Raw genomic sequence first — 19,294 nt, 5'->3', positions numbered from 1 at the left:
CGACCTTCGGGTTATGAGCCCGACGAGCTACCAGACTGCTCCACCCCGCGACAAAGCTGGGGCGGAAGTATACGACCGATCCCTTATAGGGTCAATGTAACCTTCCACCTGCAAGAAAGCCCGCAACAGCGGGCTCTCCTGACTAATTGGTACCGAGAAGGGGACTCGAACCCCTACACCCTATGGGCACAACCACCTCAAGGTTGCGTGTCTACCAATTCCACCACCTCGGCAAAACTACGTTTGAAACCCTTCTTACTTCTGCTCTTGAGCTGGAGGTACGTCAGTCGCTGGAGTAGCCGACTTTTGCTCTTGAAGCACCGGGACATCATCAGAAGCCGGTTGTTGCTTAGGTACTTCCAACACTGCTGGATTTGGCAGACCTGCTTGAGTCAGCTGATGAGCCTTCTCTTTAGCAAAGTAACCTAACCCCAAGCTGGTTATGAAGAAACCGGCGGCAAGTATAGCAGTAAACTTACTAAGAAAGGTAGAGGAACCTTGGCTTCCGAACACAGTATTTGAAGCACCTGCTCCGAAAGACGCGCCAGCGTCCGCACCCTTACCCTGCTGCAGCAAAACCAGAGCAACTACGCCCAATGCACCCAGCAGATGAAAAACGACTACGACTGTTTCCAGCATTTTTTCAGTTTCCCGCGGCGCGACAAATCGCACCGAACTCATCTGCATTCAGGGAAGCTCCACCAATGAGCCCCCCATCGATATCCGGCATGCCGAACAGTTCGACCGCATTGGCCGCCTTCACGCTGCCGCCGTATAGAAGCCGCACACCTCGTGCGACTTCAGAATTCTCTGCCGCCAACTGCTCGCGAATGGCCTTATGCACATCCTGAGCCTGTTGCGGCGTTGCAGTCAGTCCGGTACCAATGGCCCAGACAGGCTCGTAAGCAATGACTGCCTTGGCAAAGGCACCAACACCCAGCTCCTCAATGATGCTGCCCAGCTGACGCCCGACAACCTCAAGAGTTTTTCCGGCTTCACGCTGCTCGAGAGTCTCCCCTACACACAACACCGGAATCAAGCCACATGCCTGTGCCGCTGCGAACTTGCGATTCAGCATTCCGTCTCGCTCGCCCATTATCTGGCGGCGTTCGGAGTGCCCGACAAGCACCAGGGAACAACCTGCATCCACCAACTGACTCGGCGCAATTTCACCGGTCAATGCACCTTGCATGGATTCCACCGCAGAATTCTGCGCACCGACCGAAATCGACTTTCCTTTCAAGCCATCAATCACTTGATTGATATGCAAGCAAGGCGGGAATACCGCGACATCAACACCGCTTGGCAAGGCCAGATGACGAAGGCCGTTGATCAGCTCAGCGACGCTGGCGCGGGTACCGTGCATCTTCCAGTTACCAGCTACCATAGGGCGACGCATGCTGTACCTCGTCGGTCAAAGTGGGCGCAGATGTTACCCAACACAATCATGGCTGGCAAGCCGAATCAGGCAGAAACTTCAGTTACCAGTTTTGCCAGTTCTTCGGCGTAGGTGCGAACCTGAGTTTCATCCTCGCCTTCGACCATCACACGCACCAACGGCTCTGTGCCGGACTTGCGCAAAAGTACCCGACCACGACCGGCCATTGCCTGGGTTACACGCGCACTGGCTTCCTTGACAGCCGGATGCTCGAGTGGACTTTCACCCCCACTGAAACGCACGTTGATCAGCACCTGTGGGCACTTGCGAAGTGCCTGACGGGATTGCGCCAGCCCCTCATTGCGGGCTTTCAGCGCCATGAGCACCTGCAGCGCTGCAATGATCGCATCCCCCGTAGTGGTGTGATTGAAGCAGACGATGTGTCCCGAGTTCTCACCACCCACCATCCAGTTACGTTCCAGCAACTCTGCGATCACATAGCGGTCGCCGACGTTGGCACGAATGAATGGAATCGAGAGATCAGCCAGTGCCAGCTCCAACCCCAGGTTACTCATCAGCGTGCCGACGACACCACCCTGCAATTTCCCGCGCTCGTGAAGATCGCGCGCGATGATGAACAGCAACTCGTCACCATCGACGACTGCACCAGTGTGATCGACCATCAACACTCGATCACCATCACCATCGAAAGCGATACCCAGGTCTGCATGCTCAGCCAACACAGCAGCCTGCAGTTGACCCATATGGGTCGAACCACAGTTGTCATTGATGTTCAGGCCATTGGGCTGGGCCGATAAAACGACCACGTCAGCACCCAATTCGCGAAAGACACTCGGAGCCACCTTGTAGGTCGCCCCATGCGCGCAGTCGATAACGATCTTCAGGCCAGAGAAGCTGGTGCCGGTTGGCACACTGCTTTTGCAGAATTCGATGTAGCGACCGGAGGCGTCGTTGATGCGCGAAACCTTACCGATCTTGCTCGACTCAACCACGGTCATCGGAGCATCGAGCAATTCTTCGATCATCAGCTCCAGCTCATCAGGCAACTTGGTGCCTTTACCGGAGAAAAATTTGATGCCGTTATCGTCATGCGGGTTGTGCGAAGCGCTGATCACGATCCCGGCTTCAGCCTGGAATGTACGCGACAGATAGGCAATGGCCGGCGTCGGCATCGGGCCGAGCAGCATGACATCGGCCCCCGCCGACGTCAGGCCTGCCTCAAGTGCGGACTCAAACATGTAGCCAGAGATTCGAGTGTCCTTGCCGACCAGCACCTTGCAGGCGCCCATCTTGCGGAAGGCCATGCCCGCCGCCCAGCCGAGCTTGAGCATGAAGTCCGGGGTAATCGGGTATTCACCGACACGACCACGAATGCCGTCAGTACCAAAGTATTTCTTGCTCATAAGTGCTCCATCATTCTTATTCGGCTGATTCCACGGCCGCGAGCATGCGCACCACGTCTACCGTTTCCGCCACATCATGGACGCGCAATATACGCGCTCCTTTCACTGATGCCAGCGCCGCCAACGCGAGACCGCCATACAGACGCTCGCCCACGGGGCGATTCAGCGCCTGGCCGATCATGCTTTTACGTGAAACGCCAACCAATAGCGGACGACCCAGCGCATGCAGAGCCTCCATATGTTTGAACAAGCTTAAATTGTGCTGCAGCGTTTTGGCGAAGCCAAAACCGGGATCAAGAATGATCCGCTCGGCAGGAATGCCCGCTTGTGCGCATTGCGTCATGCGCTCAGCGAGAAACTCGCCCACTTCCCGAGTTACATCCTGATAGTGCGGATTGTCCTGCATATCACCCGGCTCGCCGAGCATATGCATCAGACAGACCGGCAGGCCAGTCGCCGCAGCGGCATCCAGCGCGCCATCACGGCGCAGCGAACGCACATCGTTGATCAAGCCGGCACCAAGGCGTGCAGTTTCGCGCATCACCGCCGGTGTCGACGTGTCGACCGAGATGACCACATCCAGTTCGCGATTGATCAGCTCAACGATCGGCGCCACGCGCTCCAGCTCCTCCAGCGGCGAAACCGCACGAGCGCCAGGCCGAGTCGACTCGCCACCGACATCGATCAGTGTCGCGCCGGCGGCCACCATGGCTTCAGCATGACGCAAGGCCACGTCCAACTGGCTGTAGCGGCCGCCGTCGGAGAAAGAGTCAGGAGTAACATTGAGAATGCCCATGACATGCGTCCGGGCCAAATCAAGAACCCGGTTGCCGCAAGGCAACCGGGTCAGGGACTGTACAGAAGTCATTTCAAACCTTAAACGTCAGCAGCCGGACCGCCAATCGGCGTTTCAGGACGCTCATCCTGGACCACTGGAGGCGGCGTACCGGTGCCGGTACCACCCGACCAGTCGCGCGGTTCGCGAGGCGTGCGACCCGCCATGATGTCGTCGATTTGCTCGGCATCGATCGTTTCATACTTCATCAGCGCATCCGCCATGGCGTCCAGCTTGTCACGGTTGTCCGTGAGAATCTGTTTCGCGCTGCCGTAGCACTGGTCAATGATACTGCGCACTTCGGAGTCGATCAGCTTGGCCGTCTCACCGGAGAAGCTTGCATTCTGACCACCACCGCCGCGACCGAGGAACACTTCGCCCTCTTCTTCGGCGTACATCAACGGACCGAGTTTTTCCGACAGCCCCCACTTGGTCACCATGTTCCGTGCAATCTGGCTGGCACGCATGATGTCGTTCGAAGCACCGGTGGTGACACCGTCGAAGCCAAGGGTCATTTCTTCAGCGATACGACCGCCGTACAGCGAGCAGATCTGACTGATCAGCGCACGCTTGGAGAGGCTGTAGCGATCTTCTTCCGGCAGGAACATGGTCACACCCAGCGCACGACCGCGGGGAATGATCGAGACCTTGTACACCGGATCATGCTCAGGCACTACGCGACCAACGATGGCGTGGCCAGCTTCGTGATAAGCGGTGTTCTGCTTTTCTTTCTCGGACATGACCATGGATTTGCGCTCGGCACCCATCATGATCTTGTCTTTGGCCAGTTCGAATTCCTTCATTTCGACGATACGCTTGCCGCTGCGTGCAGCGAACAGCGACGCTTCGTTGACCAGGTTGGCCAGGTCGGCACCGGAGAAGCCCGGAGTACCGCGTGCGATGACTGCCGGAGCAACGTCGTCGCCCATTGGCACTTTGCGCATGTGAACCTTGAGGATCTGCTCGCGACCACGGATGTCCGGCAAGCCAACCACCACCTGACGGTCGAAACGGCCCGGACGCAGCAGCGCAGGGTCGAGTACGTCAGGACGGTTGGTAGCAGCAATCACGATGATGCCGTCATTCATTTCGAAGCCGTCCATCTCTACCAGCAACTGGTTGAGAGTCTGCTCGCGCTCGTCGTGACCGCCACCCATGCCGGCGCCACGATGGCGACCGACGGCGTCGATTTCGTCGATGAAGATGATGCATGGAGCGTGTTTCTTGGCTTGCTCGAACATGTCGCGAACACGGCTCGCGCCGACACCCACGAACATTTCGACAAAGTCGGAACCGGAAATGGTGAAGAACGGCACCTTCGCTTCGCCGGCAATCGCCTTGGCCAGCAAGGTTTTACCGGTACCCGGAGGACCGACCATCAGCACGCCGCGAGGAATACGACCACCCAGACGCTGGAACTTGCCCGGATCACGCAGGAACTCAACCAACTCGCCGACTTCTTCCTTGGCTTCGTCGCAACCGGCAACGTCAGCCAATGTGGTTTTCACCTGATCTTCGGACAGCAGGCGTGCCTTGCTCTTGCCGAAGCTCATCGGTCCGCCCTTGCCGCCCGCACCGCCCTGCATCTGGCGCATGAAGAACATGAACACCGCGATGATCACCAGGATCGGGAAGCTGGCCACCAGGAGCTGGGTCCAGATGCTTTGCTGTTCAGGCTGCTTGCCTTCGACCACAACGTGGTTGTCGACCAGATCGCCGATCAGACCGTTGTCCTGGATCGCCGGACGAATGGTCTTGAAGCTGTCGCCGTCGTTGCGTTTGCCGGTAATCACATAGCCGTCAACGGCTACGCGCTCGACCTTGCCATCCTTGACCTGCTGGATGAAGTCGGAATAGTTGAGGGTCTGCGGCTCGTTAGGGCTGGAGAAGTTGTTCATCACCGTCACCAGGACTGCCGCGATGATCAACCACAGGATCAGATTCTTTGCCATATCGTTCAATTAACTACCCTCTGAAGCAAGCTCCGCTACTGGCGCGCGCTTCGCATGATATTCACCGGCCTAACTTACTACATTACCTACAGCTCTGGCAGGCGCCGTCTGTAACCCTTTGTGAAACACTTTCTACACAATATTCGCTTATGCACGCGGGGCGAAATACGAAAAACCTATCACCCCGCCAAAAAACCTCGTTTTACTCACTACGCCCGCGGTAACCCCAAGCCAGCATGTATTGCTCGCGGGAACTGCCACGGGACGAATCCGGCTTGATCATCTGGATCTTGTCGAATTTTTTGCGAGCGTCCTTCAGGTAAACATCGAACCCTTCGCCCTGAAAAATCTTGATCACGAAATTACCGCCCGGCTTGAGTATCCGCTCAGCCAGATCAAGCGCCAGCTCGCAAAGGAACATGGCTTTTGGCATGTCCACTTCAGGCGTACCACTCATATTGGGGGCCATATCGGAAATCACAAGGTCCACCTGCGAATTACCCACGGCTTCAAGGATCCGCGCGAGCACTTCGTCCTCGGTGAAATCACCCTGGATGAAGTTCACGTCAGGAATGCTGTCCATTTCCAGGATGTCCGAAGCGATCAGGCGCCCCTGACCACCGATCAGCCGGCTAGTGACCTGCGACCAGCCACCAGGCGCAGCACCCAGGTCGACAACGCTCATGCCCGGACGGATCAGCTTGTATTTCTCCTGGATTTCCAGAAGCTTGTAACTTGCACGCGAGCGGTAGCCATCCTTCTGCGCCTGCTTCACATAGGGATCGTTGACATGTCGTTTCAGCCAACCAAGGCTTGTCTTGGAACGCGCCATTGGGCACCTCGATGATAAGGGTCGTGATTAATTGGGCGGATCCACGAACCCTCGGGTAAAATGGCCGCCATTTTACAGAATCCAGACGAAAGGGTCAGATTATGCCGCTCACTCCAGAGCAGAAGAAACAGTACAAATCCATTGGCCACCACCTGAAACCAGTCTTGACTGTGGCTGACAACGGTTTGACTGAAGGTGTGCTAGCCGAACTCGAACGCGCATTGGCGGATCACGAGCTGATCAAGATCAAGCTCAACATCCTCGATCGCGAGTCGCGCCTGGCGCACATTGCAGAACTGTGCAAGGTCGGCAAAGCGGACCTGGTTCAGGTCATCGGCAAGATGGCACTGGTTTACCGCAAGAACTTCAGCGCCAACAAGCAGCTGTCGAACGTTCATCGCTTCAAGTGATGACAAGGGTCAAGGGTGTGCTTCGCGCACCCTGCCACTCCATCCCGGCACCGGTTGCAGCACCAGCACCAGACCGGAAAAGCCCAATACCAGAAAACTGAACTCCTGCCAGCGCTGCGCATCCGGCCAGCCGACACGAACGGCGACAAACATCGCACACGCATACAACGCCATCAGTAATACTTGCCCGCGAAAATCCCGCCATAGACTGGCAAGGCCCTCGGCCTGTACCAGCACCAAAGCCTGAAAAATCACGCATGCGGCGGCGAAACTCACCACCGGCACCGCAAAAGCATCGGCAATCTCATCGATCAGCAACGGCGCCAGGCCAATCTTGCCCAACACCGCTCGCAAACCGAGATGAACCAACCAGAAGCCGCCGACCCACAACATCTGGGCCAGCTGCCAAAGCATGGCGCCCGCACGTAGCGGGCGCCCTCCTTCAGATGTGACGGACTTCGACAATCTCGTACTCGATAACGCCGCTTGGCGTTTTCACGGCGACTACATCGCCCTCTTCCTTGCCGATCAAGGCGCGAGCCAGAGGCGAGCCGACCGAAATCTTGCCGAGTTTGAAGTCAGCCTCATCCTCACCCACGATGTGGTAAGTCACGGACTCATCAGTCTCGACGTTGGCGATTTCGACGGTTGTACCGAAGATCACCTTGCCGGTATGAGGAATAGTCGTGACGTCGATGATGACCTGATTCTGAATCCGGCCTTCGATATCACGAATCCGCGCCTCGACCATGCCCTGCTGTTCGCGGGCGGCATGGTATTCGGCGTTTTCCTTCAGGTCACCCAACTCGCGAGCCGTACCGATGTCCTGGCTGAGCTTCGGACGAACGACCTTGGTCAGATGAGCGTGTTCTTCTTCCAGGGCTTTCGCGCCCTGGACGGTCATTGGGTATTTGATCATGCCTTCAATCCTGCGTGTAGATCCTGCAAGCGGCGCACGGTCTTCTCGGGACCGAACTTCAGCGCTTCACAGATAGCCTCGCCCGCCGCAATGGTGGTAGTGCAGTAAATCTTGTGCTGCAGGGCATTGCGACGGATGGAGTAGGAATCAGCGATCGACTGACGACCTTCGGTGGTGTTGATGATCAGGGTGACTTCGTCATTCTTGATCATGTCGACCACGTGCGGACGACCCTCGGTCACCTTGTTCACGCGGCGCACTTTCAGGCCTGCGGCTTCGATCAGCTTGGCAGTACCGGCAGTGGCGACCACTTCGAAGCCCAAGTTGATCAGATCACGGGCCACGCCTGCAACCAGTGGTTTGTCGTCGTCACGCACGCTGATGAACGCGGTACCGCCGGTCGGCAGCACTTCGCTCGCGCCCATCTGGGCTTTGGCGAATGCTTCACCGAAGGTGTCGCCGACGCCCATCACTTCACCGGTCGACTTCATCTCTGGGCCGAGGATCGGGTCAACGCCAGGGAATTTGGCGAACGGGAACACCGCCTCTTTCACACTGTAGAAGTTCGGGATGATTTCCTTGGTGAAGCCGATTTCCTTCAGGGTCTTACCGGCCATGACGCGAGCGGCGATCATTGCCAGGGAGACACCGATGCACTTGGACACAAACGGTACGGTACGCGAAGCACGCGGGTTGACTTCGATGACATAGATGTCTTCGCCCTGCAGCGCCAGCTGTACGTTCATCAGGCCGATAACGCCCAGTTCCAGGGCCATTTTCTTGACCTGTTCACGCATTTCGTCCTGGATGTGCGCCGGCAGCGAGTACGGCGGCAGCGAGCACGCGGAGTCACCGGAGTGAACGCCCGCCTGTTCGATGTGCTGCATGATTGCGCCGATCACCACGTCTTTGCCGTCGCAGACCGCATCCACGTCCATCTCGATGGCGCAGTTGAGGAAGTGATCGAGCAGCACCGGGCTGTCGTTGGAGACTTGCACCGCATCACGCAGATAGCGCTTGAGCTCGTCTTCCTTGTAAACGATTTCCATCGCGCGGCCGCCCAATACGTAGGACGGGCGCACCACCAGCGGATAACCGATTTTTGCGGCAGCACGAACAGCTTCGTCTTCGCTGCGCACGGTGGCGTTTGGCGGCTGACGCAGGTTCAGGCGCTCAACCATTTGCTGGAAGCGCTCACGGTCTTCGGCGCGATCGATAGCGTCAGGGCTGGTGCCGATGATTGGCACGCCAGCAGCTTCAAGGGCACGAGCCAGTTTCAGCGGAGTCTGGCCGCCGTACTGGACGATAACGCCTTTCGGCTTCTCGACACGGCAGATTTCCAGCACGTCTTCCAGAGTCACCGGCTCGAAGTACAGACGGTCGGAAGTGTCGTAGTCAGTGGAAACGGTTTCCGGGTTGCAGTTGACCATGATGGTCTCGTAGCCGTCTTCGCGCAGTGCGAGGGCTGCGTGCACACAGCAGTAGTCGAACTCGATGCCCTGGCCGATACGGTTCGGACCGCCACCCAGAATCATGATCTTGTCGCGACCGGACGGCGCTGCCTCGCACTCTTCCTCGTAAGTCGAGTAGAGGTAAGCGGTGTCGGTGGCGAACTCGGCGGCGCAGGTGTCAACGCGCTTGTAGACCGGGAACACTTCCAGCTTGTGACGGTGCGTGCGCAGGTTCTTCTCGGTCACACCCAGCAGCTTGGCCAGACGCTGATCGGAGAAGCCTTTGCGCTTGAGTTTGTACATCAGGTCGCGGTCGATAGCGGACAGACCGAGGGTCTTGACCTTCTCTTCATCCTTGATCAGATCTTCGATCTGTACCAGGAACCACGGGTCGATCATGTTCATGCCGAAGATTTCTTCGACGGTCATGCCGGCGCGGAACGCGTCCGCCACGTACCAGATACGCTCGGCGCCCGGCACGGTCAGTTCACGCTTGAGCACGCTCATGCTTTCCGGGTTGCTCAGATCGAGCTTCTCGTCCAGACCGCAAACGCCGACTTCCAGACCGCGCAGCGCTTTCTGCAGGGATTCCTGGAAGGTACGGCCGATGGCCATGACTTCACCCACCGACTTCATTTGGGTAGTCAGGCGTGCGTCAGCCTTGGCGAACTTCTCGAAGGCGAAGCGTGGCAGCTTGGTCACGACGTAGTCGATCGACGGCTCGAAGGACGCCGGGGTCTTGCCGCCGGTGATGTCGTTCGACAGTTCGTCGAGGGTGTAGCCCACAGCCAGTTTGGCAGCGACTTTGGCGATCGGGAAACCGGTGGCTTTCGAGGCCAGCGCCGAGGAGCGCGACACACGCGGGTTCATCTCGATCACGACCATACGGCCAGTGTCCGGGCAGATACCGAATTGAACGTTGGAACCGCCGGTCTCGACGCCGATCTCGCGCAGTACCGCCAGGGAGGCGTTACGCAGGATCTGGTATTCCTTGTCGGTCAGGGTCTGAGCCGGAGCCACGGTGATCGAGTCACCGGTGTGCACGCCCATCGGGTCGAAGTTTTCAATCGAGCAGACGATGATGCAGTTGTCCTTTTTATCGCGGACAACTTCCATTTCATATTCTTTCCAGCCGATCAGCGATTCGTCGATCAGCAGCTCTTTGGTCGGCGACAGATCCAGACCACGGGCGCAGATTTCTTCGAACTCTTCACGGTTGTACGCGATACCGCCACCGGTGCCGCCCATGGTGAAGGACGGACGAATGATGCACGGGAAGCCCAGGGTTTCGAGAACCGCGTTGGCTTCTTCCATGCTGTGGGCGATACCGGAACGCGGGCACGCCAGGCCGATGGACTTCATCGCCTTGTCGAAACGCGAGCGGTCTTCAGCCTTGTCGATGGTGTCGGCATTGGCGCCGATCATTTCCACGCCGAACTTTTCCAGAACGCCTTCGCGCTCCAGGTCCAGGGCGCAGTTCAGAGCGGTCTGGCCGCCCATGGTTGGCAGCACCGCATCCGGACGCTCTTTCTCGATGATCTTGGCCACGGTCTGCCACTTGATCGGCTCGATGTACGTGGCGTCAGCCATGTCCGGGTCGGTCATGATGGTGGCCGGGTTGGAGTTCACCAGGATGACGCGGTAACCCTCTTCGCGCAGGGCTTTGCAGGCCTGGGCGCCGGAGTAGTCGAATTCGCAGGCCTGGCCGATAACGATCGGGCCAGCGCCGAGAATCAGGATGCTTTTAATGTCTGTACGTTTTGGCATGGGTTTGTCACTCAAATCTGCAGGTCAGTTGGCAAGCCGTCTTGATCGATTTCTGAAGTCCCGAAGGGGCCGCCGGTGCCGGGGCCGCCCTCGAGGGGCTTCTCTCTACAGTCTCAAGGCGAACGCTTAGCGTCGCTTGGCCATCTCGTTGATGAAGCGGTCGAACAGTGGCGCGACATCGTTCGGGCCCGGGCTCGCCTCAGGGTGACCCTGGAAGCTGAACGCGCTCTTGTCGGTGCGCTCGATGCCTTGCAGGGTGCCGTCGAACAGCGATTTGTGGATCGCACGCACGTTGGCCGGCAGGGTCGCTTCGTCAACCGCGAAACCGTGGTTCTGGCTGGTGATCATCACGACGCCAGTGTCCAGATCCTGCACCGGGTGGTTGGCACCGTGGTGGCCATGGCCCATTTTCAGGGTCTTGGCGCCGGAGGCCAGAGCCAGCAGCTGGTGACCGAGGCAGATGCCGAACACCGGAATTTCGGTCTCCAGCACTTCCTTGATCGCCTTGATTGCGTAGTCGCATGGCTCCGGATCACCAGGGCCGTTGGACAGGAACACGCCGTCCGGCTTGAGTGCCAGCACGTCGGCAGCCGGGGTTTGCGCCGGCACCACGGTCACGCGGCAGCCGCGCTCGACCAGCATGCGCAGGATGTTCAGCTTGACGCCGTAGTCGTAGGCAACCACGTGATATGGCAGCTCGGACGCTTCGATGGTCGCGTGGCTGTCGGTCTTCAAATCCCAGACAGTGGAGCGCCATTCGTACTTTTCCTTGGTGCTGACGACTTTCGCCAGATCCATGCCCTTCAGGCCAGGGAAGCCTTGCGCGGCGGCAATTGCCGCTTCTTCGGAAATGTTGTCGCCGGCCATGATGCAGCCGTTCTGTGCGCCTTTTTCACGCAGGATGCGGGTCAGGCGACGGGTGTCGATACCGGCGATTGCCACAACGTTGTTGGCTTTCAGGTAGTCGGACAGGGACATCGTGTTACGCCAGTTGCTCGCTACCAGCGGCAGGTCACGGATAACCAGGCCAGCGGACCATACGCGGTCGGACTCGGCATCTTCCGGCGTGGTGCCGGTGTTGCCGATGTGCGGGTAAGTCAGGGTAACGATCTGTTGGGCGTAGGAAGGATCGGTAAGGATTTCCTGATAGCCGGTCATTGCGGTGTTGAACACCACCTCACCAACGGTCTGACCGTCGGCTCCAATGGCTTCGCCGCGAAAAATGCTGCCATCAGCAAGGGCGAGTATGGCTGGCTTAGTCAAGAAGACCTCCCGTAAATAACGCATGAAAGGGCAATCGCAGGTTGTAAAAAAGCGGAGTGACGTATGGACACGTCACCCCGCTTCTTCACTGAATTATTCTGCGCGCTTTTAGTGGACACACTAAAGCTGTAGCTTACAGAAAAAGGCTTTTTTGGTCCACCGCTAAAGAGCCTAAAAGGCCGGAGAATGCGACAGGGCGTCACGCGGTGCAGAAAAACCAGCGCAAACCGGGCGTTTGCGCTGGGTAAAGCAGTCAATTAATGCAGATCAAGCACGTCCTGCATGTCATACAGACCCGGCTCGCGAGCATCCAGCCACAACGCCGCACGCACCGCGCCTTTGGCAAAAGTCATGCGACTGGAAGCCTTGTGCGTGATCTCCAGGCGCTCGCCCTCACAGGCGAACAGCACGGTGTGATCGCCGACCACATCACCACCGCGAACGGTGGCGAAACCGATGGTTTCCCGTTCGCGCGCACCGGTGTGGCCTTCACGGCCATAGACCGCAACCTTCTGCAGATCACGATCCAGCGCCTCGGCGATCACTTCACCCATGCGCAGCGCCGTGCCCGAAGGCGCGTCAATCTTGTGCCGGTGATGCGCTTCGATGATTTCGATGTCGGCATCATCGCCCAGCACCCGGGCGGTCATTTCGAGCAGCTTCAGCGACAGGTTGACCCCGACACTGAAGTTGGCCGCGAAGACGATCGGAATATCCTTGCCCGCCTCAGCCAGCAGTTGCTTCTGCGCAGCGTCGAGCCCAGTGGTGCCGATGACCATGGCCTTGCCGGCCTTGCGACAGAACGCGAGGTTTTTCAGCATCACTTCCGGCAAGGTGAAATCGATCAGCACATCGAACTCTTCAGCCACCGACTCAAGATTGCCGGACAACGGCACACCGATGCGACCCAGCGAAGCCAGCTCACCGGCATCCACCCCGATCAGCGTACTGCCGGGACGAACGATCGCCGCGGTCAGGCCGGTCAGCGGAGCGCGCTGCTGCACGGCCTCGACCAGGATCTTGCCCATGCGCCCGGCGGCGCCCATCACAGCTATACGTCGCATTCCGACTCCTTACAGATCGCCGAAGAAGCGCTTCACACCATCGAACCAACCGGTGGTTTTCGGCGAGTGGCTGTTGTCGTCCGCCAGCGAGCTGCGGAACTCTTCGAGCAGTTCGCGCTGACGACGATTCAGATTGACTGGCGTCTCCACCGCTACGCGGCACATCAGATCGCCCGCACCACCGCCACGCACTGGTGCCACGCCCTTGCCGCGCACACGGAACTGCTTGCCGGTCTGGGTGCCTTCGGGGATTTTCAGTTTGACGCGACCGTCGAGCGTCGGGATTTCCAGCTCGCCACCGAGCGCCGCATCAACGAAGCTGATCGGTACTTCGCAGAACAGATGCTTGCCATCGCGCTGGAAGATGTCGTGCTCGCGCACGTTGATCACAACGTACAGGTCGCCAGTCGGGCCACCTTGAGTACCCGCCTCGCCTTCGCCAGACAGACGAATGCGGTCGCCGGTATCGACGCCAGCCGGCACTTTGACCGACAGCGTTTTGTACTCTTCGACACGACCGTCGCCGTGGCAGGAATCGCACGGATCGGAAATGATCTTGCCCTGGCCATGGCAACGCGGGCAGGTCTGCTGCACCGAGAAGAAGCCTTGCTGCATGCGCACCTGACCGATGCCGCCGCAGGTCGGGCAGGTCGATGGCGACGAGCCTTTCTTCGCGCCGGAACCATCGCATGGCTTGCAATTGACCAGTGTCGGAACGCGGATATTCACGGTAGTGCCGCGCACCGCTTCTTCCAGATTCAGCTCCAGGGTGTAGCGCAGATCGCTGCCACGCTGGGCGCCACCACGGGAACCGCCGCGACCGCCACCGAAGAAGTCACTGAAGACATCGCCAAAGATGTCCGAGAAATTCTGCCCGCCGAAACCGGCGCCACCGCCGCCCATGCTCGGGTCGACACCGGCATGACCGTACTGATCGTACGCCGCGCGCTTGCTCGAATCGGACAATACTTCGTAGGCCTCGTTGGCCTCTTTGAACAGTTCTTCCGACGCTTTGTCATCGGGATTACGGTCCGGGTGATGCTTCATCGCCAGACGACGATAGGCCTTCTTCAGGTCTGCATCGCTTGAACCACGCTCTACACCCAATACTTCGTAATAGTCACGCTTTGCCATAAGTCTTTTGCACTCTTGAGGACGTTCGGCAAACCCCTCCTGAGGATGGCCAAACTCGTTGAGCCCCAATACAGGCCCGGACCCAACTCACGTCAATTCAACGATCCTGGTCTTTGTTTCTTTTGGTACTTGCGGCGCGAAAAGCAGGAGCATTCCCGGCCATACCAGCAGCAGGCAAACCTTGTCGCATGCTGTAAAAATTCGTGTATTCCAGATACGCCAACGCGGGAGCAAGCTCCCGCGCGGCGACATCCTACCAGTCACCGCCTAAAGGCAGTCAACCGGCCGACCAACAACTTACTTGTGGTCTTTGACTTCTTCAAACTCAGCGTCAACCACGTCGTCAGCCTTTTCAGCCTTCTCATCGTGCGGCGCTGCGCCTTCAGCAGGCTGAGCCTGTTCGGCGTACATCTTCTGGGCAACCGGAGCCGAGACTTTCGACAGCTCTTCGATCTTCGCTTCGATGGCAGCCTTGTCGTCGCCTTTCACAGCGGCTTCCAGTGCAACCACAGCGGCTTCGATCGCGGTCTTCTCTTCAGCGCTGACCTTGTCGCCCGCTTCGGTAACCATTTTGCGAGTCGAGTGAACCAGTGCATCACCCTTGTTACGGGATTCAGCCAGCTCAGCGAACTTGCGGTCTTCCTCGGCGTTCAGCTCGGCATCGCGAACCATCTTCTGAATTTCTTCATCCGACAGACCGGAGTTGGCCTTGATGGTGATCTTCTGCTCTTTACCGGTCGCCTTGTCTTTCGCGCCAACGTGCAGGATGCCGTTAGCGTCGATGTCGAAGGTCACTTCGATCTGCGGCACGCCACGTGGAGCTGGTGGAATGTCGGCCAGGTCGAACTTGCCCAGGGATTTGTTCTGTGCGGCTTGCTTACGCTCACCTTGCAGAACGTGAATGGTCACAGCGCCCTGGTTATCGTCGGCAGTCGAGAACACTTGCGATTTCTTGGTAGGAATCGTGGTGTTTTTCTCGATCAGCGCGGTCATCACGCCACCCATGGTTTCGATACCCAGGGTCAGCGGGCTGACGTCGAGCAGCAGAACGTCTTTCACGTCACCGGCCAGAACAGCGCCCTGAATCGCAGCACCCATGGCAACCGCTTCGTCCGGGTTCACGTCTTTACGAGCTTCTTTACCGAAGAAATCGGTCACCAGCTTCTGTACCAGCGGCATACGGGTCTGACCGCCGACCAGAATCACGTCGTTGATCGCGCCAACGTCGATACCGGCGTCTTTCATGGCGATACGGCAAGGTTCGATGGTGCGCTGAACCAGGTCTTCAACCAGTGCTTCGAGCTTGGCACGCGAGATCTTCACGTTCAGGTGCTTAGGACCGGTGGCATCTGCAGTGATGTACGGCAGGTTGACGTCGGTCGACTGAGCGGAAGACAGCTCGATCTTGGCTTTCTCAGCGGCTTCTTTCAGGCGCTGCATGGCCAGCGGATCACCCTTGAGGTTCATGCCGCTTTCTTTCTTGAATTCGTCAACGAGGTAGTCGATCAGACGAATGTCGAAGTCTTCACCGCCCAGGAACGTGTCACCGTTGGTGGCCAACACTTCGAACTGGTGCTCGCCGTCAACTTCAGCGATCTCGATCACGGAAACGTCGAAAGTACCGCCACCCAGGTCGTAAACGATCACGGTGTGATCGCCCTTGGCCTTGTCCATACCGTAAGCCAGAGCAGCTGCGGTTGGTTCGTTGATGATACGTTTTACGTCCAGACCGGCGATGCGGCCGGCGTCTTTGGTCGCCTGACGCTGGCTGTCGTTGAAGTAGGCCGGAACGGTGATCACCGCTTCGGTCACAGGCTCGCCGAGGTAGTCTTCGGCGGTCTTCTTCATCTTTTTCAGGATTTCAGCCGAGATTTGTGGCGGCGCCATTTTCTGGCCGTTCACTTCTACCCAGGCGTCGTTGTTGTCAGCCTTGACGATCTTGTAAGGGACCATCTGGATGTCTTTCTGCACAACTTCTTCGTCGAAACGACGACCGATCAGACGCTTTACTGCGTACAGGGTGTTGTGCGGGTTGGTCACTGCCTGACGCTTGGCCGACTGACCTACCAGGATTTCGCCATCGTTGGCGTAAGCGATGATCGACGGCGTGGTGCGCGCGCCTTCAGCGTTTTCAATAACTTTGGCTTTGCCGTTTTCCAGCACGGAGACGCAGGAGTTGGTAGTCCCCAGGTCGATACCGATAATTTTGCCCATGTTCACTCTCCCGAAACTTTGGATTTTTTTGCCGCAGCAGTGGTGGCTAACTGCGGTAATACTTAAACGCTTGACTTCTAAATGGGGGCCTTGCGGCTAATTTCAAGCCTTCTCGTCAATCGAAGGCGAAATTGGCGCCGGCGCCTTGCTGACCACAACCATGGCCGGACGCAACAGGCGACCGTTGAGCTGATAGCCCTTCTGGAACACCTTCAGCACGCTGTTTGGCTCAACATCGGCGCTTTCCTGCATGGCCATCGCCTGATGGTGAACCGCGTTGAACGGCTCGCCATGCGGATCAATCGCTTCAAGCTGATAGCGCTTGAGGGTGTCGTGGAACATTTTCAGGGTCAGCTCGATGCCTTCGCGCATCGGACGGATGCTTTCGTCGTCCGGGTTCGACAAATCGAGGCCGCGCTCCAGGCTGTCGACGATCGGCAACAAGTCACTGGCGAATTTTTCCAGGGCAAACTTGTGCGCCTTTTCGACGTCCTGTTCGGCACGACGGCGGACGTTCTGCAGATCGGCAGCTACGCGCAGAGACTGATCCTGCGCGGCGGCCAATTGCTCTTCGAGCACTTGTACACGGGTCGCCAGGTCGTCACCCGAAGTCTCGGGCGCCTGATTGGCTTCTGGATTTTGCGTATCTACTGTCTGTTCGTCAGCCATAGAATTCTCCTTTCAATTACGTCCGCGAGCTCGACTCGCGCTTCTGCCCCGATATATGGGGCCGCAAAATCAGGCTTCAAGGGCCTGCAATGATTACCCCTACAAAAAAGTGCTGCATTGTCATTCCCGGCCGGACTAAGCATTTGATCGGATCAAGCGAATCGAGCTAAGCGAAGGCATTGTCAGCCAGAAACAAAACACTGTATAAATAACCAGACCTAAAGCCTGGGAGCGGCCTTTATGCTGGTGCACCTGTCCGTACACAACTACGCCATCGTTGAACATCTCGATCTCGAACTCGATCGCGGGATGAGCGTGATCACAGGGGAAACCGGCGCCGGCAAGTCGATCATGCTCGACGCACTGGGCCTGACCCTCGGCGATCGCGCCGACAGCGGCGTGGTCCGCCCGGGCGCCGACAAGGCCGACATTCTCGCGACCTTCGATCTGGTCGACATCCCTGAAGCCCATGCCTGGCTGGCCGAGCGCGACCTCGAAAACGATGGCCCGTGCATCCTGCGCCGGGTCATCACCGCCGAAGGACGTTCGCGCGGCTATATCAACGGCACGCCCTGCCCGCTCGGCGACCTCAAGGCCCTCGGCGAACTGCTGATCGATATCCACAGCCAGCACGAACACCAGTCCCTGCTGAAAACCGATACCCATCGGCGGCTGCTCGATGAATACGCTGGCGCGACCGATCTGGCCCGTCAGGTTCAACTGGCTGCTCAGCGCTGGCGCCAGACCCGCCAGGAACTGGAGCGCCTCTCCAATTCCGGCGACGAACAACGTGCCCGCCATCAACTGCTCAGCTACCAGCTCGAAGAACTGGAAAACCTCGGCCTCGGCGAAAACGAGCTGGAACAGCTGGAGCAGGAACACAAAAACCTGACCAACGCCGAAACCCTGCTCGGCATTTGCCGACAAGTGGTCGAACAATGCAGCGAGAGCGATTCCGGCAACGTGCTGAACGCGCTGACCGCCAGCCTCAATCGCCTGTCGAGCGTGAACAATTCGATTGGTGCACTGGGCGAGGCCAGCAGTCTGCTGACCAGTGCGCAGATCCAGGTCGAAGAAGCCGTCGGCGAGCTCAATCGCTTCCTCGATAACTTCGATGCCGATCCGGCGCGCCTGCAATATCTGGAAGAACGCCTCGACGCGATCTACACCTTGGCACGCAAACACCGGATCCAGCCGACCGAGGTCGGTGAAATGCAGCAGAAGTTGCTGGATGAAATCGAAACGCTCAACGCCAACGACGAATCCATCGAGCGCCTGGGTGAAGAACTGGCCTCGTACGCCCGCCACTATCAAGAGAAGGCGCGAGAGCTGAGCGATTTGCGGCATCAGGCTGCCGGCAGTCTCGCCAGCGCGGTTGAGCAGGAGATTCAGCGACTGGGCATGCCGGGTGGGCGCTTCACCATTGAGCTGCGCGCCAACAGCAGCGATGAATTGCTACCCAATGGCCTGGAACAAGTCGAACTACTGGTCAGCGCCAACCCCGGCCAGCCGTTGAAGGCACTGGCCAAAGTGGCCTCCGGTGGCGAGCTGTCGCGGATCAGCCTGGCGATTCAGGTGATTACCGCACAAACCTCACGGGTGCCAACGCTGGTATTCGACGAAGTGGACGTAGGCATTGGCGGGCCGACTGCGGAAATTGTCGGCCAGTTGCTGCGGCGCCTGGGTGATCGCGGGCAGGTACTGACCGTGACGCACTTGCCGCAGGTGGCCGCGCAGGGTCACCAGCATTTATTCGTGCACAAGGTACGCGGTGAGCAAGCGACTCACACCGCCGTTTCCAAGCTGAGCAAAAACGACCGTATAGAAGAAGTGGCACGGATGCTGGGTGGCATTGACCTGACCAAGGAGTCTCTGGCTCACGCGAAAAAGATGGTCGTCACCGCCAAGGCCTGACCGGAGGTTACAAGCACGACAGAAAGCACGAAGGCGACCCTTGGGTCGCCTTCGTTCGTTTCGCGAAC

16 protein-coding genes and 1 tRNA gene are annotated in these 19,294 nt (G+C 58.4%); 2 read left to right on the top strand and 15 right to left on the bottom strand.

What is annotated here, in order from left to right; genetic code table 11:
• Nucleotides 1-147: 147 nt before the first annotated feature.
• The 7 genes from PseAD21_RS24295 to rlmE all read right to left on the bottom strand — a co-directional run bounded on the left by PseAD21_RS24295 (nt 148) and on the right by rlmE (nt 6,421).
• A tRNA-Leu gene (locus PseAD21_RS24295) sits at nt 148-233 on the bottom strand.
• Between the two features lie 22 nt (nt 234-255).
• Nucleotides 256-639, bottom strand: coding sequence for a preprotein translocase subunit SecG (gene secG, locus PseAD21_RS24290; protein ID WP_011332406.1), 384 nt, complete (start codon nt 637-639; stop codon nt 256-258).
• 4 nt (nt 640-643) lie between these two features.
• The gene (gene tpiA / locus PseAD21_RS24285) at nt 644-1,399 is read right to left on the bottom strand and encodes a triose-phosphate isomerase (RefSeq protein ID WP_008088336.1); all 756 of its coding nucleotides are present in this window, start codon (nt 1,397-1,399) and stop codon (nt 644-646) included.
• A gap of 65 nt (nt 1,400-1,464) precedes the next feature.
• Nucleotides 1,465-2,802 carry a phosphoglucosamine mutase gene (gene glmM, locus PseAD21_RS24280; protein ID WP_102358347.1) on the bottom strand — a complete coding sequence of 446 codons (1,338 nt, stop codon included), beginning with the start codon at nt 2,800-2,802 and terminating at the stop codon, nt 1,465-1,467.
• Nucleotides 2,803-2,818: 16 nt separating this feature from the next.
• Nucleotides 2,819-3,670, bottom strand: a complete 852-nt coding sequence (gene folP / locus PseAD21_RS24275; protein ID WP_102358346.1) for a dihydropteroate synthase — start codon at nt 3,668-3,670, stop codon at nt 2,819-2,821.
• Between the two features lie 8 nt (nt 3,671-3,678).
• Nucleotides 3,679-5,589, bottom strand: a complete 1,911-nt coding sequence (gene ftsH / locus PseAD21_RS24270) for an ATP-dependent zinc metalloprotease FtsH (RefSeq protein WP_102358345.1) — start codon at nt 5,587-5,589, stop codon at nt 3,679-3,681.
• 202 nt (nt 5,590-5,791) lie between these two features.
• Nucleotides 5,792-6,421: a 23S rRNA (uridine(2552)-2'-O)-methyltransferase RlmE gene (gene rlmE / locus PseAD21_RS24265; protein ID WP_025110456.1), complete on the bottom strand. Its 630-nt coding sequence runs from the start codon at nt 6,419-6,421 to the stop codon at nt 5,792-5,794.
• A gap of 101 nt (nt 6,422-6,522) precedes the next feature.
• Between rlmE and PseAD21_RS24260 the strand changes: the two genes are divergently transcribed.
• Nucleotides 6,523-6,831 carry a YhbY family RNA-binding protein gene (locus PseAD21_RS24260; RefSeq protein WP_016771761.1) on the top strand — a complete coding sequence of 103 codons (309 nt, stop codon included), beginning with the start codon at nt 6,523-6,525 and terminating at the stop codon, nt 6,829-6,831.
• Nucleotides 6,832-6,840: 9 nt separating this feature from the next.
• Here the strand turns inward: PseAD21_RS24260 and PseAD21_RS24255 are convergent, their stop codons facing one another.
• The 8 genes from PseAD21_RS24255 to grpE all read right to left on the bottom strand — a co-directional run bounded on the left by PseAD21_RS24255 (nt 6,841) and on the right by grpE (nt 17,312).
• The gene (locus tag PseAD21_RS24255) at nt 6,841-7,245 is read right to left on the bottom strand and encodes an MFS transporter (RefSeq protein ID WP_102358344.1); all 405 of its coding nucleotides are present in this window, start codon (nt 7,243-7,245) and stop codon (nt 6,841-6,843) included.
• Between the two features lie 28 nt (nt 7,246-7,273).
• On the bottom strand, nt 7,274-7,750 hold the full coding sequence (gene greA, locus PseAD21_RS24250; RefSeq protein ID WP_003221530.1) for a transcription elongation factor GreA: 477 nt from the start codon (nt 7,748-7,750) through the stop codon (nt 7,274-7,276).
• A complete protein-coding gene (gene carB, locus PseAD21_RS24245) occupies nt 7,747-10,968 on the bottom strand; it encodes a carbamoyl-phosphate synthase large subunit (protein ID WP_102358343.1) in 3,222 nt (1,073 codons plus the stop codon). The genes greA and carB overlap by 4 nt, the downstream gene beginning before the upstream one ends.
• 126 nt (nt 10,969-11,094) lie before the next feature.
• Nucleotides 11,095-12,231: a glutamine-hydrolyzing carbamoyl-phosphate synthase small subunit gene (gene carA / locus PseAD21_RS24240; RefSeq protein ID WP_027610776.1), complete on the bottom strand. Its 1,137-nt coding sequence runs from the start codon at nt 12,229-12,231 to the stop codon at nt 11,095-11,097.
• Nucleotides 12,232-12,488: 257 nt separating this feature from the next.
• Nucleotides 12,489-13,295, bottom strand: a complete 807-nt coding sequence (gene dapB / locus PseAD21_RS24235) for a 4-hydroxy-tetrahydrodipicolinate reductase (RefSeq protein WP_102358341.1) — start codon at nt 13,293-13,295, stop codon at nt 12,489-12,491.
• Nucleotides 13,296-13,304: 9 nt separating this feature from the next.
• Nucleotides 13,305-14,429 carry a molecular chaperone DnaJ gene (gene dnaJ, locus PseAD21_RS24230; RefSeq protein ID WP_003221522.1) on the bottom strand — a complete coding sequence of 375 codons (1,125 nt, stop codon included), beginning with the start codon at nt 14,427-14,429 and terminating at the stop codon, nt 13,305-13,307.
• A gap of 297 nt (nt 14,430-14,726) precedes the next feature.
• Nucleotides 14,727-16,643, bottom strand: a complete 1,917-nt coding sequence (gene dnaK / locus PseAD21_RS24225) for a molecular chaperone DnaK (protein ID WP_102358340.1) — start codon at nt 16,641-16,643, stop codon at nt 14,727-14,729.
• 102 nt (nt 16,644-16,745) lie between these two features.
• Nucleotides 16,746-17,312 carry a nucleotide exchange factor GrpE gene (gene grpE / locus PseAD21_RS24220; RefSeq protein WP_102358338.1) on the bottom strand — a complete coding sequence of 189 codons (567 nt, stop codon included), beginning with the start codon at nt 17,310-17,312 and terminating at the stop codon, nt 16,746-16,748.
• 240 nt (nt 17,313-17,552) lie between these two features.
• On the opposite strand from grpE, the gene recN reads away from it, so the two are divergent.
• Complete coding sequence (gene recN / locus PseAD21_RS24215) at nt 17,553-19,226, top strand: DNA repair protein RecN (protein ID WP_102358337.1); 1,674 nt, start codon at nt 17,553-17,555, stop codon at nt 19,224-19,226.
• The last annotated feature ends 68 nt before the right edge of the window (nt 19,227-19,294 follow it).

The organism is Pseudomonas sp. AD21 (assembly GCF_002878485.1).
In the GTDB taxonomy this organism is placed as follows: domain Bacteria; phylum Pseudomonadota; class Gammaproteobacteria; order Pseudomonadales; family Pseudomonadaceae; genus Aquipseudomonas.
Note: the sequence above shows the minus strand (reverse complement) of the source record. Positions and strands in the feature narration are given on the sequence as shown.

Excerpts from the sequence above, each read along its gene's own strand:
- secG (WP_011332406.1), bottom strand. The coding sequence starts at position 639 with ATGCTGGAAACAGTCGTAGTCGTTTTTCATCTGCTGGGTGCATTGGGC.
- tpiA (WP_008088336.1), bottom strand. The coding sequence starts at position 1,399 with ATGCGTCGCCCTATGGTAGCTGGTAACTGGAAGATGCACGGTACCCGC.
- glmM (WP_102358347.1), bottom strand. The coding sequence starts at position 2,802 with ATGAGCAAGAAATACTTTGGTACTGACGGCATTCGTGGTCGTGTCGGT.
- folP (WP_102358346.1), bottom strand. The coding sequence starts at position 3,670 with ATGACTTCTGTACAGTCCCTGACCCGGTTGCCTTGCGGCAACCGGGTT.
- ftsH (WP_102358345.1), bottom strand. The coding sequence starts at position 5,589 with ATGGCAAAGAATCTGATCCTGTGGTTGATCATCGCGGCAGTCCTGGTG.
- rlmE (WP_025110456.1), bottom strand. The coding sequence starts at position 6,421 with ATGGCGCGTTCCAAGACAAGCCTTGGTTGGCTGAAACGACATGTCAAC.
- PseAD21_RS24260 (WP_016771761.1), top strand. The coding sequence starts at position 6,523 with ATGCCGCTCACTCCAGAGCAGAAGAAACAGTACAAATCCATTGGCCAC.
- PseAD21_RS24255 (WP_102358344.1), bottom strand. The coding sequence starts at position 7,245 with ATGCTTTGGCAGCTGGCCCAGATGTTGTGGGTCGGCGGCTTCTGGTTG.
- greA (WP_003221530.1), bottom strand. The coding sequence starts at position 7,750 with ATGATCAAATACCCAATGACCGTCCAGGGCGCGAAAGCCCTGGAAGAA.
- carB (WP_102358343.1), bottom strand. The coding sequence starts at position 10,968 with ATGCCAAAACGTACAGACATTAAAAGCATCCTGATTCTCGGCGCTGGC.
- dapB (WP_102358341.1), bottom strand. The coding sequence starts at position 13,295 with ATGCGACGTATAGCTGTGATGGGCGCCGCCGGGCGCATGGGCAAGATC.
- dnaJ (WP_003221522.1), bottom strand. The coding sequence starts at position 14,429 with ATGGCAAAGCGTGACTATTACGAAGTATTGGGTGTAGAGCGTGGTTCA.
- dnaK (WP_102358340.1), bottom strand. The coding sequence starts at position 16,643 with ATGGGCAAAATTATCGGTATCGACCTGGGGACTACCAACTCCTGCGTC.
- grpE (WP_102358338.1), bottom strand. The coding sequence starts at position 17,312 with ATGGCTGACGAACAGACAGTAGATACGCAAAATCCAGAAGCCAATCAG.
- recN (WP_102358337.1), top strand. The coding sequence starts at position 17,553 with ATGCTGGTGCACCTGTCCGTACACAACTACGCCATCGTTGAACATCTC.